Source organism: Winogradskyella sp. KYW1333, from assembly GCF_003335675.1.
Taxonomy (GTDB): domain Bacteria; phylum Bacteroidota; class Bacteroidia; order Flavobacteriales; family Flavobacteriaceae; genus Winogradskyella.
The window spans coordinates 22743-39137 of sequence record NZ_QPHL01000013.1 but is presented as its reverse complement, the minus strand read 5'-3'; the positions used below and the strand labels follow the sequence as shown (position 1 = coordinate 39137).

Genomic DNA, 16395 nt, shown 5'->3' with positions numbered 1-16395 from the left:
CATCTATCGCTTTTTTTAAAAAAGCCATAACAGTCTTTGTGTTGTTATAGCTTTTTTTTATGATTCAGTTTTAGAAAATTGCTACCAAGATGGTTGCGAATATTGATATTCTTAAAATGGTCGCTGTATGGTTCACAACATTCAATTGTGAAGATCTAAGTCTGCGTCGTATTCCAAACAATGATTTTGTTGAAGTCTCGCTGAAGTTCTTCTTCACCAAGGATTTATAGTTCGAATTTAATAATCCTTGCGTTGTAAAACGAGGTACCTCAATGGGTTCTGGTACAAATTCTAATTCTTGATTTAATACTAATTCCATGATTGATGATTTTAATTGGTTACGTAAATATGACGGACAATTATCAAAAATGTTACATCTTACATCTCAACTATAGATAAATATTGAGTTGCTTAACACAAAATATAAGTAAAATTAAAGGCTAGTGAAAATTTCAGAATTATAAAATATTTCTTTGAAATTATCGATTTCTCCAGAAGAAAGGTGTTAACAAAATTAAAATTGTAAAGAGTTCTAAACGTCCTAATAACATTAAAAATGACGCCCACCATTTACCGAGCGCCGGAAGTGTAGCATAATTATTTACTGGGCCAAATTCCCCAAGGGCAGGCCCAACATTTCCTAAACTTGATGCAGAAAGTCCAATTGCGGATTCAAAATCTATTTGGAACATTGAAAATATTGCAGCTCCAATAATAAATGACAGCATGTAAAGAATAAAGAAACCGAGTATGTTAAAAACAATATCACCAGAAATAGATTTATTGTTATACCGGACAGGTAAAATTGCATTAGGATGAAGAGCACGTTTAAATTCTAAAAAGCCGTTCTTAATAAGTATTAAATGACGTACAACTTTAACACCTCCTGCTGTACTACCAGCAGAACCTCCTAAAAACATTAAACCAAAGAAAAACACTGTTAAGAACGGTGTCCACATCGTATAATCTGCAGTAACAAATCCAGTTGTAGTGACTATTGCCAAAACCTGAAACAATCCATGTCTAATAGCACTTTCGCCTTCACCAAATACCATAGGATGATCAACCGAAGATTGAGAGACATCAGCTCTAAAATAAATGAGTAATGCCGCAACAACCGTAAAACACAATATGAATCTAAAATATAATTTAAATTCATCGTCTTTTGTAATCTTAGATACCTTTCCTTTAAACAGATAGTAACTTAAAACAAAGTTGGTTCCTGCCAAAAACATAAAAAACATTATGATATATTGAATGGCGGGATTATCATTCCAATGGGCAATACTGGCATTTTTTGTTGAAAAACCACCTGTAGATAATGTACTTAAAGCATGATTAATGGCATCGAAAAAAGTCATGCCAGCAATTTGAAGTAATATAGTCTCAGCGATTGTATAACCAACATAAATCAACCATAAGCGCTTAGCTGTATCTGTAATTCTAGGATGTAATTTATCACCTCCGAGACCTGGTGCTTCAGCTGCGAATAACTGCATACCACCTACACCAAGTAAGGGTAGAATTGCAATGGCTAATACAATTATTCCCATACCACCTATCCAATGTGTTGTACTACGCCAAAATAATACGCCTTTTGGTATTATTTCTATATCATTGAGTATACTGGCACCAGTTGTAGTATAACCAGACATAGTTTCGAAAAAAGCATCGGTAAACGAAGGTATTGTTTCAGTAACTAAATAAGGCAAAGTCCCTGTTAATGACATAACGATCCAACCAAAAGCTACAACAATGTATCCCTCGCGTTTATTCATTTCCTTGCGGTGATTTCTTGTACCCACCATGGCAAAAGAGCCAATTAATAAGGTTGCTAAACCAGCTAACAATAATTGCACCGTAACTCCATCTTCATAGATCAAACTAATTAATGTAGCTATCATCATAAAACCACCGTTAAATAGCAGTAATAAGCCAAAAAAGTGAAAAATGATTTTATAATTTAAGTGCAGTCGCGACATAATTATGAGAAAAATGCTTCTACTTCAGAAATAGAGCGAGGCAAACAACAAACAACTACCCTGTCACCCGCTTCTATGGTAACACTTCCTAAAGGTATTAATCCTTCACCATTTCTAATTACTCCGCCAAAAATGGCAGATTTAGGAAATTGTAAATCCTTTATTTGGTTATTAGTAATTTTAGATTCAGGTTTAACAACAAACTCCAAAAGTTCAGCATTCATGTTGGTTAGTTTAGTCATTGCAACTACTTCACCCTTTCTTATATATCTAAATATGTTATTTGCTGCTAGTAATTTTTTATTGATAAGGGTATCAATACCAATGGACTGAGACAATTGATAATAGTCCATATTTTCAACTAAAGCAATTGTCTTTTTTACACCCTTTGATTTGGCTAAAAGACACGACATTATATTGGTCTCAGAATTACCTGTTACAGAAATGAAGGCATCCATTTCGGATATACTCTCTTCCTGCAGTATTTCAACGTTTCTACCATCTCCATAAATAACTAAGGCATTTGGCAATTGGTCAGCTAAATCTTCTGCAACAGTCTTTTTATTTTCTATAAGTTTTACGTTGAACTTACTTGCACATAAATCCCTAGCTGTTTTGTAACCAATTTTACTTCCTCCAAGAATCATTACATTTTTTATCTCAACCTTGACCTTACCAGACAATTCAAATAATTCTTCATCTCCTCCTTTTGAGGTCATAAAAACTACTGTATCGCCTTCTTTAAACTGAGTGTCTCCTCTTGGTATGATCGTATATTGTGTTCCATATCTTTGTATAGCGATAGGTATAAAATGTAATTCTGAATATAATTCTGCTGCTTCACGTACAGTTTTATCAACAAAAGTTGCAGTTCTTGATAATCTTAAACTTAACATGGTCAGTGCACCTTCTTCAAATTCATAGGTGTCATTAAATCCATATTGATTTAATAATAACTCTATTTCACTAGCAGCTAAAGACTCTGGAGAAATAAGTTCATCAATTCCAAATTTGGAAAACCCAATGGTCTCCTTGTCATCAATAAACTCTGTATTGGATATTCTAGAAATAGTTTTTTTTGCACCTAATTGCTTGGCAAGCACACTAGCTGTAATATTGGTTGTTTCTGAAGATGTAACGGCAATAAAAAGTGCAGCAGTACCAATGCGGGCTTCTCTTAAAATAGAAATGGAAGTAGCATCACCTTTTATTGTTTTAATATCTAAATGTTCGCCTGCATAGCCAAGGCTGTCCTTTCTAGTATCAATAAGTGTTATCTCTTGCGACTCGTAGGATAATAATTTAGCTAAATGAAATCCTACCTCTCCTGCACCTGCGATAATTATTTTCATCGAATTTGTTTCAAATAGGCGTACAAATATACATATTATTTAATGCTAGTATCAATTTTTAAAATGATATAATACAATGACAAATTATATAGAACACTCTTATTACTGTATATTTGCAAAAAATTTTTAATGGCTGAAAAAGTAAAACCTTATAAGGATAGTGAGGCTTCTAAAAAAGCACAGGTCACTAAAATGTTTGATACCATATCAAAAGAATACGATGGACTCAACAGAGTGATCTCCTTTGGAATTGATGTTAAATGGCGAAATAAGGTTGTTCATTTAGTTTCTAAAACTAATCCTGAAAATATTTTAGATATTGCCACAGGTACTGGTGATTTAGCCATTAATTTATCTAAAACCAACGCCAAAGAAATTGTTGGATTAGACATAAGTGACGGCATGCTAGAAGTAGGTCGTAAAAAAATTAGTTCAAAAAACCTTGATGGTATAATATCTATGGTTATTGGCGATTCAGAAGACCTTCCATTTAAAGAGAATTCTTTTGATGCCATAACAGTAGCTTTTGGAGTGCGGAATTTTGAAAACCTTGAAAAAGGACTGGCAGAAATTTTGAGAGTCCTTAAGCCGAACGGGATTTTCGTAATTCTAGAAACATCTGTACCTACAAATCCTATATATAAATTTGGATATAACACATATTCAAAATATATTTTGCCAGTGATAGGTAAAGTATTCTCCAAAGATAGAGTTGCTTACAAATATTTAAGTGAATCTGCCTCAGTTTTTCCGTATGGCGAAGAATTAAACAATATTTTGAGAAAAATAGGGTTTATTAATGTGGTAGACAAACCACAAACTATGGGAGTAGCAACTATTTACACAGCATCTAAAGCATAATATGAGGCGAATAATATTCATTATAGGATTTCTATTGGTATTTCAAGATGCTTCAGCACAACTTTTTACAAAAGAAAAAGTACCAAATAATATTAACAATATTGATCAGAAATTTTTGACTTGGGGTTATTTTTTAGGATTTAACCAGTACGACTTTAAGTTTGAATATAATGAAAATCTTGAGGATATTTTGGTAGACAAATCTTTCGGATTTCACCTTGGTCTAATTGGTGATATGCGCATAAATGACTACATGAACTTAAGGTTAGAGCCAGGTGTTTACTTTACTACTAGAAATATAATGTACGATGAAAGTTACTTTAACGGCACGACGTTTTCGGATGCTGATTTGTTGAGAGAAGTAAAATCAACCTACGTCCATATACCTCTATTATTAAAGGTATCAACCAAACGAATTAATAATTTTAAACCATTTTTAGTTGGAGGGTTCTCGACCGCTCTAAATCTCTCTAGTAATGAAGATAATCCTGACGATAACAGCTCAGGCGAGTTTAGAATGAAGAAAGGAACCTACTTTTATGAAATTGGTTTTGGTATAGATCTTTACTTACTCTATTTTAAATTCACGCCTTCAATACGTGGAGTTTTTGCTATTAATGATGAAATTATTAGGGATACCGACCCGAATAGTCCTTGGACAGGTAATGTTGCAAAAATGCAAACAAGAGGCATTTTTATAAATTTCACTTTTCAGTAAATCGTCTTTTGAATTCACTTAAAACAATAGCTGTTGCATTTGCAACGTTTAAGCTTTCTGTATCTTTTACATCACCAAATTGAGGAATGGTAATTCTTCTATCAACCATATCTTCTATTACTCCAGATATCCCATTAGCTTCGTTACCAAGAATTATTAATCCTTTTTTTGGCAAGTCTGCAGTATAAATATTTTCACCTTTCATAAAAGTGCCAAATATTTCTACATCAGTTGTTTTTAAATACTCTAACAAATTGATATAGTTAATATTAACTCTTGCTAACGATCCCATTGTCGCTTGCACTACTTTTGGATTATAACAATCTACTGTGTTTTCACTGCATATAAGCTGTTGAATCCCATACCAATCACAAAGCCTTATAATTGTACCTAAATTACCTGGATCTCTAATATCATCTAGTACAACAGCCAAATCAAAATCTAATTTTTTGTGTAATGCAGGTATTTTAAAAATAGCCAATGCAGTATTTGGATTTTTTAACACTGATATTCTTTTAAGTTCATTATTACTAATCAAAATTACTTTATCATTTATGACCTCAAATATCGATTTAGTAGTGTAAAGACACACTAATTCAAATTCGGAGTTTAAAAATTCATTAATGCCCTTTATACCCTCAACAACAAATAATCTTTCTTGTTGCCTGTGTTTTTTTTGACTTAAACTTTTAATTAACTTTATTTGATTCTTTGATAACATTAAAATGTCTTTACTTTTGTTAGAGAAAGTACAAAGAAAACCTTTTTTGGACTAATTTTTGTTCAAACAGATTCATATCTAAATTAACAATAAGACTTTTGAGACTAGCAGATTGCATTGCTTTAATGAAATTAAGATACAGAACTATTTCTAATACTATAGGTTTTGTGATTTTCATATCTCTATTAAGTTCGTGCAGTATTGTTAAAAGAGTAAAATCCAACGAGTACTTAGTTACTGAAAATGTGATCTTAGAAGACGGTAAGAAAAATAATGAAGAACGTGTCAACAATATAATTATCCAAAAAACTAATTCTGGGATGCAGGGCATGTTCAAATTTCCTTTAAAACTGCATATTTACAATCTTGCGAGACCTAATATCGATTCGATTATTGAAGCAAATATTTTAAGTAATCCCAATAAGGTAAGACGGAAAACAAATTTGTTATCAAAAAAACAATTTGATAAATATATAGATTCAAAGCGCAATTTTAATAGCTGGTTGAAACGTACGGGGGAAGCGCCCGTTATTTACAATATAGACAAAACAGAAAAAACGGCAAGCAACCTAAATAAATATTACGCCAGACGAGGTTGGTTTAATAATGAAGTTGACTTTGAGGTAAATAAAGACAGTAATAAAATAGCAAAGGTGGCCTACAAAATTGTAAAGCACAAACCCTATCTAATAGATTCAATAACACCCTTTATTAGCAGTCCTGCCATTGACTCATTGTACAATGATTTCAGCAAGGGATCCTACTTACAAAAAGGAGATCAATTCGACGAGGACAATTATGAACGTGAACGAGAGCGCATTAATACTTACCTTAGAAATTCTGGTTTCTATCATTTTGGCCAAGATTACATACGTATGGTGATTGATACCATCGGAACAAACAACAAGGTAAATACTGAGTTAATAATAGCCGATAGGTCAATCAGAGCTGAAGATTCAGTAATTATAAGACCCTTTAAAATTTATAAGATTAAAGCAATAAATATCTTTACAGATGATAATTTTGACAATAGATTTAAAGCTATTTCTGATACTACTACTTTTAAAGATTACACCCTTTACAGCAAAAACAAATTAAAGTTTAGACCTAAGGCTTTAACAGATGCTGTTTTTATGAATAAAGGTGATATTTATAGTGATTTAGCAAGAAGTAGAACATCTAGATATCTTAACGATTTACAAATGTTTAGATATCCTAGTATTGACTATGTTGAAAATGAGGAAGATTCAACCTTGACTGCTAATATATATTTAGAGCCTAGAAAGAAATACACTTTAAATTTTGACCCAGAAATAAATCAAAGTAATATTCAGACCATTGGTTTTTCGTTTAACACAGGTTTAAAAATTAGAAATATTTTTAGAGGTGCAGAAACACTAGAATTAACAGCCATTGCTGCAATCGGTGCATCAAAAGATCGATCAGATGACGCCTCAGCATTTTTTGATATTAATGAGTACGGCGGCAATATTAGGTTAACTCTACCAAGACTATTCACACCATTTAACACGGACAAGATTATACCAAAATATATGTCACCAAATACAGTGATTAACTTATCTGCCACGAGCCAACAAAATATTGGGTTAGATAAGCAAACTTTAGCAGGAATTTTAGGTTATAATTGGTTCCCATCTAATACCGTTTCTAACACTTTAGATTTATTTAATGTAGAATTTGTCAAAAACCTAAATACAGACAACTATTTTGGAGTTTATACTAATTCCTTTGATCGGTTAAATGATATAGCACGAGATATTGATTATATAGATCAAAATGAGAGCTTGGAGAATCCTGCGAATAATTTTGATCCTGCCGATGTATTTATAGATGATGTAATAAATGGCAATACATCACTTACACCTCAAGATGAGGATTATGTATCAGTTAGTAATATTAATGAACGTAAAGATAGACTTACTGAAAACAACTTAATATTTTCATCGAGTTATACTTATAAAATAAATAAACGAGAAAACATCTTTGACAATGATTTCTCAGTCTTTAAATGGCGTATTGAATTTGCAGGTAATTTATTGACCAACTTTTCTAAGTTAATTGGATCTTCTAAAAATGATAATGATAATTATGAAATTTTTGGTGTAGCATTTTCTCAATATTTAAAAACTGAAATTGATTACGTAAAGTACTTTGACTTTGGTAGGCATAATATATTTGCTTTTAGGAGTTATGCAGGTATTGCTATACCATATGGAAATTCCAATAGTATCCCATTTGCAAAAAGTTTTTTCGCAGGTGGCCCAAATGACAATAGAGCATGGACTGCTTATAACCTGGGGCCAGGTAGCTCAAATAATACCGATGAATTTAACGAAGCAAATTTTAAAATTCATTTAAGTGCAGAACAACGTTTTGGTTTATTCGGAAACTTGCGAGGTGCACTTTTTGTAGATGTCGGAAATATATGGAATATCCTAGACAATGTTGAGGATGAAGACGCAACTTTTAATGGTTTTAAATCATTGAAAGATATTGCTATTGGATCTGGTTTTGGATTAAGATATGACTTTGACTTTTTTGTTCTGAGATTTGATGTTGGTTTTAAAACTTACGACCCAGCACAAGAAATAGATAATAGATGGTTTAGGGATTACAATTTTAGAAATGCTGTATATAATATTGGCATCAACTATCCTTTCTAAACTAGTTACTTTTAACGACATCGTTTTCGCTTTTTATCCTGCATTTATCTTCATAATCTGATGAATTAAATTTCAAAATTGCCTATTTTTGACGTCTAATTTACAATCATAATAATATGAGTCACAATATAAAACCTGGTGTTGCAACAGGAAGAGAGGTACAGGACATTTTCAACTTGGCAAAAGAAAAGGGATTTGCATTACCAGCTGTAAATGTAATTGGTTCTAATACTATTAACGGTGTTCTAGAAACTGCAAAGACATTAAATGCACCTGTAATAATACAGTTTTCAAATGGAGGCGCACAATTTAATGCAGGTAAGGGATTAAGTAATGAAGGTCAAAAAGCCGCAATTGCAGGTTCAATTGCTGGAGCAAAACATGTGCATGAAATGGCTGAAGTTTATGGTGTGCCTGTTATACTACATACGGATCATTGCGCCAAAAAATTATTGCCTTGGATAGATGGCTTGTTAGATGCTAGTGAAGCACACTTCAAAGAAACTGGTAAACCTCTATATAGTTCTCATATGATTGATTTGTCTGAAGAACCAATTGAAGAAAATATCGAAATCTGTAAGCAGTATCTTGAACGCATGAGTAAAATGGGCATGACTTTAGAGATTGAGCTTGGTATTACAGGTGGAGAAGAAGATGGTGTAGATAATACAGATGTTGATGATTCTAAATTATATACTCAACCAGAAGAAGTTGCTTATGCCTATGAAGAATTAAGTAAGGTAAGTGATCAATTTACAGTTGCTGCAGCCTTTGGTAATGTGCACGGTGTATATAAACCAGGAAATGTTAAGCTTACACCTAAGATTTTAAAGAATTCACAAGAATATATTACTGAAAAATACGGTGTTGAGCACAACCACATAGACTTTGTTTTCCATGGCGGATCTGGATCAACTGTTGAAGAAATAAGAGAAGCAATTGGCTATGGTGTTATTAAAATGAATATCGATACGGATATGCAGTGGGCTTTCTTAAGTGGTGTAAGAGATTATGTAGAAGAAAACACGGACTATTTACAAACTCAAATAGGTAATCCTGATGGTGATGATGTACCAAATAAAAAGTACTATGATCCTAGAGTATGGTTGCGCAAAGGCGAAGAAGCATTTGTAACTAGACTTAAAAAAGCATTTGAAGATTTAAATAATGTAGACACCTTATAATATCTACTATTTAATTGAACAAACCCATTGAAATATCATACTTATATCAATGGGTTTTTTATTTGTAAGGTAAAATGGATGTTAACATTCATTTTTTTGTGGTTAATAATAATATGGTAATTTTGTATGTATTAAAATACCAAAAAACTAACTAACTAAAACCTTCGATTTTAGAGCTTCTATTTCTAAAGTTGAATTATCTAAATGAATAAATCAAATGGCTTGGTTTAAAAGAAAAGACAAAGGAATACAAACTTCAACCGAAGAAAAGAAAGATACACCCAAGGGGCTTTGGTATAAATCCCCTACTGGTAAAATAATTGACACTAAAGAATTAGAGCAAAACTTCTATGTGAGTCCTGAAGATGGATACCATGTTAGAATTGGCAGTAAGGAGTATTTTGAAATACTTTTTGACGATAACAAATTCAAAGAATTAGATACGCATTTGGGTTCAAAAGATCCTCTGAAATTTGAGGATACTAAAAAATACCCTGAACGTTTAAAAGCCGCACAGTCTAAAACAAAACTTAAAGATGCGGTAAGAACAGCAGTAGGAAAATCTAAGGGAAAAGATATAGTCATAGCTTGTATGGACTTTTCATTTATTGGTGGTTCAATGGGTAGTGTTGTAGGTGAAAAGATAGCTCGTGCAGCGGATTATGCTCTAAAGAAAAAAATCCCGTTTGTGATTATAAGTAAATCTGGTGGTGCTAGAATGATGGAAGCGGCCTATTCTCTCATGCAACTTGCTAAAACCTCGTCTAAGCTTGCACAATTGGCAGAAGCTAAAATCCCATATATCTCATTATGTACTGATCCTACAACAGGTGGAACAACTGCATCATTTGCAATGTTAGGGGACATAAATATTGCAGAACCTGGAGCTTTAATTGGATTTGCTGGACCAAGAGTGGTAAGAGATACTACAGGACAAGAATTGCCTGATGGTTTTCAAACTTCAGAGTTTTTATTGGAACATGGCTTTCTAGATTTCATCTCTCATAGAAAAGATTTAAAACGTAAAATAAATCTTTACATTGATTTGATTAAAAATCAACCATTAAGAGCCTAATTTCAAAAGAGTAAATTAACCAATATCCAATTGACATATCTGGATTGGTTTCAAGACTATCTATCCTATAAATTCAAACTGAGAAGGATAGTTTTTCAAGACGATTTTTAAAAAATAAAAAAGAGCTACGATTGTGTAGCTCTTTTTTCCATCAACCTATAATAAACCATTAATTTAAGGTGATATCAATTTCTTGTCCATTATTATATGTAAATGTCGCTTGGTTGTCACAATCTCCATCTCCATAATCAAAAACACCACCAAAATTTGTGCGTTGCACATTTAATGATCCACTTACAAAATATGCACAAATTACTTCTCTCCGTAATGGTACCAATACCTCATTGGTATGTGCATTACCATTAACAAAAGTTGCAGTCCAATTTCCTGTAATTTCAAATACATTATCACTAAATATTCCACTACCAAATCCTTCTACCCATTCTCTACTTTTTGTACCTTCTCTAGATGCTTGTGCACCATTTGGCCAAATTACAGTAATTTCTAAATTATGTGTGAACTGCGGATTACCATTTTCATTGGAAAGCTCTTTTAGGATAGAACGACTTCCTATTAAATTTTTATTGTCAAAATAAAAGTCAACTAAATTATAATTAATGGAAATTTGTTGGGCTTCTGGGTCTCTAGTATAATCAAAAATGATTTGTCCTTTCAAAATATGACCATTTACAACACAACCATCCGTACCAAAATCTAATGTTACCTGTCGATAACCTTGTTGTGCTACAACAGTAATTGTAACACATTCTGGAATGTCACCAGTATATGTGCCACGACCATCTTCGCTTACCTCTTGGCCTTCATAAGCATCGATAACCAAATCACCCAAAATATTGTCTACCTGATCAATTTCAGCTGAACGTTTTACTTCAAATGTGTCTTCTACTTGGTTGGCTGATTCTGAAATGTCTTCACTTTCACTGCACGATGTAACGAGTAAACCTAAAACGACAAGGCTGAACACCCCTTTTTTAAATGTATTAAATTTTGTCATGATTACTTATTTTTAGTTATAATAGTAATAAGACCGCTCAAAATAAAAATGGTTTAATGGGAGATCTCTTTTTTTGTAAAAATCGCTATCTATGGTATTAAAGTTAAAAAAAATTGCAAATTCTAAAAAAACACTATATTTGCGCCCTGAAAGAGAGACTTTCATAGTACATAACAATCATTTACAATAATATTAGAATGTATTTATCAAAAGAAAAAAAGGAAGACATCTTCACTAAATACGGTAAGGGAAAAAACGATACCGGTTCAGCTGAAGGTCAAATCGCGTTATTTACGCACAGAATTAATCACTTAACAGAGCACTTAAAGAAGAATCGTAAGGATTTTAACACTGAACGCTCTCTTGTTAAGCTGGTAGGTAAGCGTAGAGCACTTCTAGATTATTTAACTAAGAAAGATATCTTAAGATATCGTGCGATAGTTAAAGAACTAGGATTAAGAAAATAATTAAATATAAGACCACGCTTTGGCGTGGTTTTTTTATTTTTACACCTCTCAATCTAAAGAGAATAAAATTAGAATTGAAGAAGCTACTTTTAGTTTTTCATTGGTCACAAACAACTACACAACAACACAACGACCATTGTTTAACGCGTATAGTATTGAAACATCAATAGTATACCCAATTTTAAGAATTAAATTTTATGATTCCAAAGACTTACAAAGAGGTCATTGACCTAGGTGATGGTAGAGAAATATCTATCGAAACCGGAAAACTAGCAAAACAGGCGCATGGTAGCGTTGTTGTGCAATCAGGAAAATGTATGTTATTATGTACAGTAGTTTCCAATTACAAACAAGCAGATGTTGACTTTTTACCTTTAACAGTAGATTACAGAGAAAAATTTGCTGCTGCCGGTCGTTATCCAGGGGGTTTCTTTAAAAGAGAAGCACGACCAAGTGATGGAGAAGTATTAACGATGCGTTTAGTAGATCGTGTATTACGTCCATTATTCCCAAAAGACTATCATTCAGAAACTCAAGTGATGATTCAGTTAATGTCTCATGATGATGATGTAATGCCAGATGCTATGGCAGGTTTGGCGGCGTCTGCAGCTATTCAATTATCAGATTTTCCATTTGAATGTCCTATATCTGAAGCAAGAGTGGGGCGCGTTAATGGTGAATTTATAATTAACCCAACACGCGCTCAATTAGAAGAGTCTGACATTGATATGATGATTGGTGCTTCTGCTGATTCAGTAATGATGGTAGAAGGTGAAATGGATGAGATTTCTGAGGAGGAAATGACTGAAGCAATAAAGTTTGCTCATGAAGCTATTAAAGTACAATGTGCTGCACAAGTTGCATTAGCTGAAGCTGTTGGTAAAAAAGAAGTACGCGAGTACGATCCTGAGCGAACAGATGAAGAATTAGCAAAGAAAATACATGACATGGCATATGATAAAGTATATGCTGTGGCAAAAGCAGGATCTGCTAAGCATGAACGAAGCGCAGCATTTTCTGAAATAAAAGAAGACATTAAAGCCTCATTTTCTGAAGAAGAATTAGAAGATTTAGGTGGTTTAGTATCTAAATATTACAGTAAAGCAGAAAAAGCTGCTGTAAGAGATTTAACCTTAAACGAAGGCTTACGTTTAGATGGGCGTAAAACAGATGAGATAAGACCAATTTGGTGTGAGGTAGACTATTTACCATCAACACATGGTTCTGCAATTTTTACTCGTGGAGAAACTCAAGCGTTAGCAACAGTTACTTTAGGAACATCTAGAGAAGCTAACCAAATAGATATGCCATCTTACGAAGGTGAGGAGCGTTTCTATTTACATTATAACTTCCCACCATTTTCAACAGGTGAAGCGAGGCCTATTCGTGGGACTTCTCGTAGAGAAGTTGGCCATGGAAATTTAGCACAACGTGCCTTAAAAGGTATGGTGCCAGATGATTGCCCATACACAGTACGTGTTGTATCTGAAGTATTAGAATCTAACGGTTCATCGTCAATGGCAACTGTTTGTTCAGGTACAATGGCATTAATGGATGCAGGTGTTCAGCTTAAAAAACCTGTATCTGGTATTGCAATGGGATTAATTTCTGATGCAGATTCTGGAAAATATGCCGTATTATCAGATATCCTAGGTGATGAAGATCATCTTGGTGATATGGACTTTAAAGTAACAGGTACAGAAGATGGTATCACGGCATGTCAAATGGACATTAAAGTAAAAGGGCTTTCTTATGAAATCCTAGTAAACGCTTTAAACCAAGCACGTGATGGTCGTTTGCACATACTAAGTAAACTTACAGATACCATCGGTGCCCCTAATGAAGATGTAAAGGAACACGCACCTACAATGGTAACTAGACGTATTCCTAACGAATTTATTGGTGCGCTGATTGGTCCTGGTGGAAAAGTAATTCAAGAATTACAAAAAGAAACCGATACAACCATCGTTATAAACGAAGATCCTGTAACCGAAGAGGGTATTGTTGAAGTTTTAGGTGTTGGTAGTTCTGGCATTGATGCTGTAATGGCTAAGATCGATTCTTTACTATTTAAACCAGAAGTCGGTAGTATATATGAAGTCAAAGTGATTAAAATGCTTGATTTCGGTGCCGTTGTAGAATACATGGATGCACCAGGAAACGAAGTCCTATTGCACGTAAGTGAATTAGCATGGGAACGTACAGAAAATGTATCTGATGTTGTAAACATGGGAGATGTGTTTGATGTGAAATACTTTGGTGTAGATTCAAGAACTCGCAAAGAAAAAGTATCTCGAAAGGCTATTTTACCAAAGCCCGAAGGGTGGCAACCTCCAAAACGCGATAATAATCGTGGCAGAGACAACCGAGGTAGAGATAATCGTGGACGTGATAATCGCAATAGAGATCATCGCAGGGACGATAGAAAACCGAGAGAAGACAAGAAAGAAGATTAATTTTCTTATTATAAAGGTCATAAAAGTCCATCAAAAGTTGATGGACTTTTTATTTTTATCACTTTTTTGTAACATTTTTAAAACTTGTTACGTATAATAAAAAGCAACCCATTGCTAAAACAATTTGCACAAATCTTAAATTTAAATGAGACAACTTAAAATTACTAAGCAGGTAACCAATAGGGAAACTGCATCTTTAGATAAATATTTACAAGAAATTGGTAAGGTAGACCTTATTACAGCTGATGAAGAAGTTGAATTGGCACAACGTATTAAAGCAGGTGATCAAATCGCTTTAGAGAAGTTAACCAAGGCTAACCTTCGTTTCGTTGTATCTGTGGCAAAACAATATCAAAATCAAGGCTTAACATTACCAGATTTAATTAATGAAGGTAATTTAGGTTTAATTAAGGCTGCTCAACGTTTCGATGAAACGCGTGGATTTAAATTTATCTCATATGCTGTTTGGTGGATTAGACAATCTATCTTACAAGCATTGGCTGAACAATCTCGTATTGTAAGATTGCCATTAAATAAGATTGGTTCAATTAATAAAATAAATAAGACGTTTGCCTTTTTAGAGCAAAGTCATGAACGTCCTCCTTCTGCCGAAGAAATTGCAAAGGAATTAGATATGACAATTAATGATGTTAAGGAATCAATGAAGAATTCTGGTCGTCATGTATCCATGGATGCTCCACTGGTTGAAGGTGAAGATTCAAACTTATACGATGTATTACGTAGTGGTGAATCACCAAATCCTGATAAGGAATTATTACATGAATCTCTAAGAACTGAAATTGAACGTGCATTAGAAACACTAACACCACGTGAAGCAGATGTAATTCGTCTTTATTTTGGCTTAGGCAATCAACACCCAATGACACTTGAAGAGATTGGTGAAACATTTGACCTAACACGTGAACGCGTAAGACAAATAAAAGAAAAAGCAATTAGAAGATTAAAACATACTTCTAGAAGTAAGATATTAAAGACATATTTAGGTTAGTATTTTGTATATTTAACAACCAACCTTATAAAGGTAACAACAGTTACAAAACATAACTGTTCGTTTTTTGATTGATGAAAGAACCCACGGCTGATTACCGTGGGTTCACTTTTTACATATTCTCATTGCTATATAAAGAGAATAGATTTCTTTTTTAATTACCTTTGCCCTAAACTTAATTTTAACTTAACAAATGGCTTCAAAAATTATTGCTCCTTCAATGCTTGCTGCTGATTTTAGCAACCTTCAACGTGATACAGAAATGGTTAATAATAGTGAGGCGGACTGGTTTCATATCGATGTAATGGACGGTCATTTTGTGCCAAATATATCATATGGCATGCCAGTTATACAAGCCATTAAAAAACATGCCACAAAACCTTTAGATGTGCACTTAATGATTGAAAAACCAGAACGCTATATTGAAGAATTTGCTAATGTTGGGGCCGATATCATTACTGTACATTACGAATCTACAGTACATCTTCACAGAACATTAAGACAAATCAAAGATGCAGGGTGTAAGGCTGGTATTGTATTAAATATCACCACACCTATTTCGGTACTAGAGGATATTTTACCCGAGTGTTACATGATACTATTAATGTCTATAAATCCAGGGTTTGGAGGCCAAAAATTTGAAAATGTAACGTATCAGAGAGTTAAAAAACTAAGGAGAATGATCAATGAACAAGAACTAGATACACGGATTGAGATAGATGGTGGTGTTACCGATAAGAATATTGAAAAACTAGTTGAGGCAGGTGCTGATACTTTTGTAGCTGGGAGCCATATTTTTAAGAGTCCTAATCCCACAGAAGCCATTAAAAGATTAAAAGCCTTATCTAATGTATAAAAAAGCGCCACTGGC

14 protein-coding genes are annotated in these 16395 nt (G+C 33.4%); 9 read left to right on the top strand and 5 right to left on the bottom strand.

From position 1 onward, the window contains the following. Positions 1 to 70 precede the first annotated feature (70 nt). From DUZ96_RS03550 to trkA, 3 genes are all read right to left on the bottom strand, one after another. Entirely contained in the window at positions 71 to 319 is a 249-nt protein-coding gene (locus tag DUZ96_RS03550) for a hypothetical protein (RefSeq protein ID WP_114300587.1), read from the bottom strand. 160 nt (positions 320 to 479) lie between these two features. After that, positions 480 to 1982, bottom strand: a complete 1503-nt coding sequence (locus DUZ96_RS03545; protein WP_114300586.1) for a TrkH family potassium uptake protein — start codon at positions 1980 to 1982, stop codon at positions 480 to 482. 2 nt (positions 1983 to 1984) lie between these two features. Further along, positions 1985 to 3334, bottom strand: a complete 1350-nt coding sequence (trkA, locus tag DUZ96_RS03540; protein WP_114300585.1) for a Trk system potassium transporter TrkA — start codon at positions 3332 to 3334, stop codon at positions 1985 to 1987. A 129-nt stretch (positions 3335 to 3463) separates the two neighbouring features. On the opposite strand from trkA, the gene ubiE reads away from it, so the two are divergent. Beyond that, positions 3464 to 4195 carry a bifunctional demethylmenaquinone methyltransferase/2-methoxy-6-polyprenyl-1,4-benzoquinol methylase UbiE gene (gene ubiE / locus DUZ96_RS03535; RefSeq protein WP_114300584.1) on the top strand — a complete coding sequence of 244 codons (732 nt, stop codon included), beginning with the start codon at positions 3464 to 3466 and terminating at the stop codon, positions 4193 to 4195. Position 4196: 1 nt separating this feature from the next. Continuing rightward, entirely contained in the window at positions 4197 to 4913 is a 717-nt protein-coding gene (locus DUZ96_RS03530; protein ID WP_114300583.1) for a porin family protein, read from the top strand. On the opposite strand, the gene DUZ96_RS03525 is transcribed toward DUZ96_RS03530, so the two are convergent. Then, positions 4900 to 5634: an RNA methyltransferase gene (locus DUZ96_RS03525; RefSeq protein WP_114300582.1), complete on the bottom strand. Its 735-nt coding sequence runs from the start codon at positions 5632 to 5634 to the stop codon at positions 4900 to 4902. The two genes, DUZ96_RS03530 and DUZ96_RS03525, sit on opposite strands and share 14 nt — an antisense overlap. A gap of 125 nt (positions 5635 to 5759) precedes the next feature. On the opposite strand from DUZ96_RS03525, the gene DUZ96_RS03520 reads away from it, so the two are divergent. From DUZ96_RS03520 to accD, 3 genes are all read left to right on the top strand, one after another. Continuing rightward, positions 5760 to 8318 carry a BamA/TamA family outer membrane protein gene (locus DUZ96_RS03520; RefSeq protein WP_114300581.1) on the top strand — a complete coding sequence of 853 codons (2559 nt, stop codon included), beginning with the start codon at positions 5760 to 5762 and terminating at the stop codon, positions 8316 to 8318. A gap of 116 nt (positions 8319 to 8434) precedes the next feature. Continuing rightward, positions 8435 to 9502, top strand: coding sequence for a class II fructose-bisphosphate aldolase (gene fbaA / locus DUZ96_RS03515; protein WP_114300580.1), 1068 nt, complete (start codon positions 8435 to 8437; stop codon positions 9500 to 9502). A 217-nt stretch (positions 9503 to 9719) separates the two neighbouring features. Next, the gene (gene accD, locus DUZ96_RS03510; protein ID WP_114300579.1) at positions 9720 to 10577 is read left to right on the top strand and encodes an acetyl-CoA carboxylase, carboxyltransferase subunit beta; all 858 of its coding nucleotides are present in this window, start codon (positions 9720 to 9722) and stop codon (positions 10575 to 10577) included. Between the two features lie 169 nt (positions 10578 to 10746). On the opposite strand, the gene DUZ96_RS03505 is transcribed toward accD, so the two are convergent. Then, on the bottom strand, positions 10747 to 11592 hold the full coding sequence (locus DUZ96_RS03505) for a hypothetical protein (RefSeq protein ID WP_114300578.1): 846 nt from the start codon (positions 11590 to 11592) through the stop codon (positions 10747 to 10749). 197 nt (positions 11593 to 11789) lie between these two features. On the opposite strand from DUZ96_RS03505, the gene rpsO reads away from it, so the two are divergent. The 4 genes from rpsO (at position 11790) to rpe (ending at position 16380) form a co-directional block, all read left to right on the top strand. Continuing rightward, positions 11790 to 12059 carry a 30S ribosomal protein S15 gene (rpsO, locus tag DUZ96_RS03500; RefSeq protein ID WP_114300577.1) on the top strand — a complete coding sequence of 90 codons (270 nt, stop codon included), beginning with the start codon at positions 11790 to 11792 and terminating at the stop codon, positions 12057 to 12059. Between the two features lie 197 nt (positions 12060 to 12256). Beyond that, positions 12257 to 14515: a polyribonucleotide nucleotidyltransferase gene (locus tag DUZ96_RS03495; RefSeq protein WP_114300576.1), complete on the top strand. Its 2259-nt coding sequence runs from the start codon at positions 12257 to 12259 to the stop codon at positions 14513 to 14515. 145 nt (positions 14516 to 14660) lie between these two features. After that, entirely contained in the window at positions 14661 to 15524 is an 864-nt protein-coding gene (locus DUZ96_RS03490) for an RNA polymerase sigma factor RpoD/SigA (protein ID WP_114300575.1), read from the top strand. Between the two features lie 193 nt (positions 15525 to 15717). Then, on the top strand, positions 15718 to 16380 hold the full coding sequence (gene rpe, locus DUZ96_RS03485) for a ribulose-phosphate 3-epimerase (RefSeq protein WP_114300574.1): 663 nt from the start codon (positions 15718 to 15720) through the stop codon (positions 16378 to 16380). Positions 16381 to 16395: the final 15 nt, after the last annotated feature.

Coding starts and splice junctions, on each gene's coding strand:
- DUZ96_RS03550 (WP_114300587.1), bottom strand. CDS start 319: ATGGAATTAGTATTAAATCAAGAATTAGAATTTGTACCAGAACCCATT.
- DUZ96_RS03545 (WP_114300586.1), bottom strand. CDS start 1,982: ATGTCGCGACTGCACTTAAATTATAAAATCATTTTTCACTTTTTTGGC.
- trkA (WP_114300585.1), bottom strand. CDS start 3,334: ATGAAAATAATTATCGCAGGTGCAGGAGAGGTAGGATTTCATTTAGCT.
- ubiE (WP_114300584.1), top strand. CDS start 3,464: ATGGCTGAAAAAGTAAAACCTTATAAGGATAGTGAGGCTTCTAAAAAA.
- DUZ96_RS03530 (WP_114300583.1), top strand. CDS start 4,197: ATGAGGCGAATAATATTCATTATAGGATTTCTATTGGTATTTCAAGAT.
- DUZ96_RS03525 (WP_114300582.1), bottom strand. CDS start 5,634: ATGTTATCAAAGAATCAAATAAAGTTAATTAAAAGTTTAAGTCAAAAA.
- DUZ96_RS03520 (WP_114300581.1), top strand. CDS start 5,760: ATGAAATTAAGATACAGAACTATTTCTAATACTATAGGTTTTGTGATT.
- fbaA (WP_114300580.1), top strand. CDS start 8,435: ATGAGTCACAATATAAAACCTGGTGTTGCAACAGGAAGAGAGGTACAG.
- accD (WP_114300579.1), top strand. CDS start 9,720: ATGGCTTGGTTTAAAAGAAAAGACAAAGGAATACAAACTTCAACCGAA.
- DUZ96_RS03505 (WP_114300578.1), bottom strand. CDS start 11,592: ATGACAAAATTTAATACATTTAAAAAAGGGGTGTTCAGCCTTGTCGTT.
- rpsO (WP_114300577.1), top strand. CDS start 11,790: ATGTATTTATCAAAAGAAAAAAAGGAAGACATCTTCACTAAATACGGT.
- DUZ96_RS03495 (WP_114300576.1), top strand. CDS start 12,257: ATGATTCCAAAGACTTACAAAGAGGTCATTGACCTAGGTGATGGTAGA.
- DUZ96_RS03490 (WP_114300575.1), top strand. CDS start 14,661: ATGAGACAACTTAAAATTACTAAGCAGGTAACCAATAGGGAAACTGCA.
- rpe (WP_114300574.1), top strand. CDS start 15,718: ATGGCTTCAAAAATTATTGCTCCTTCAATGCTTGCTGCTGATTTTAGC.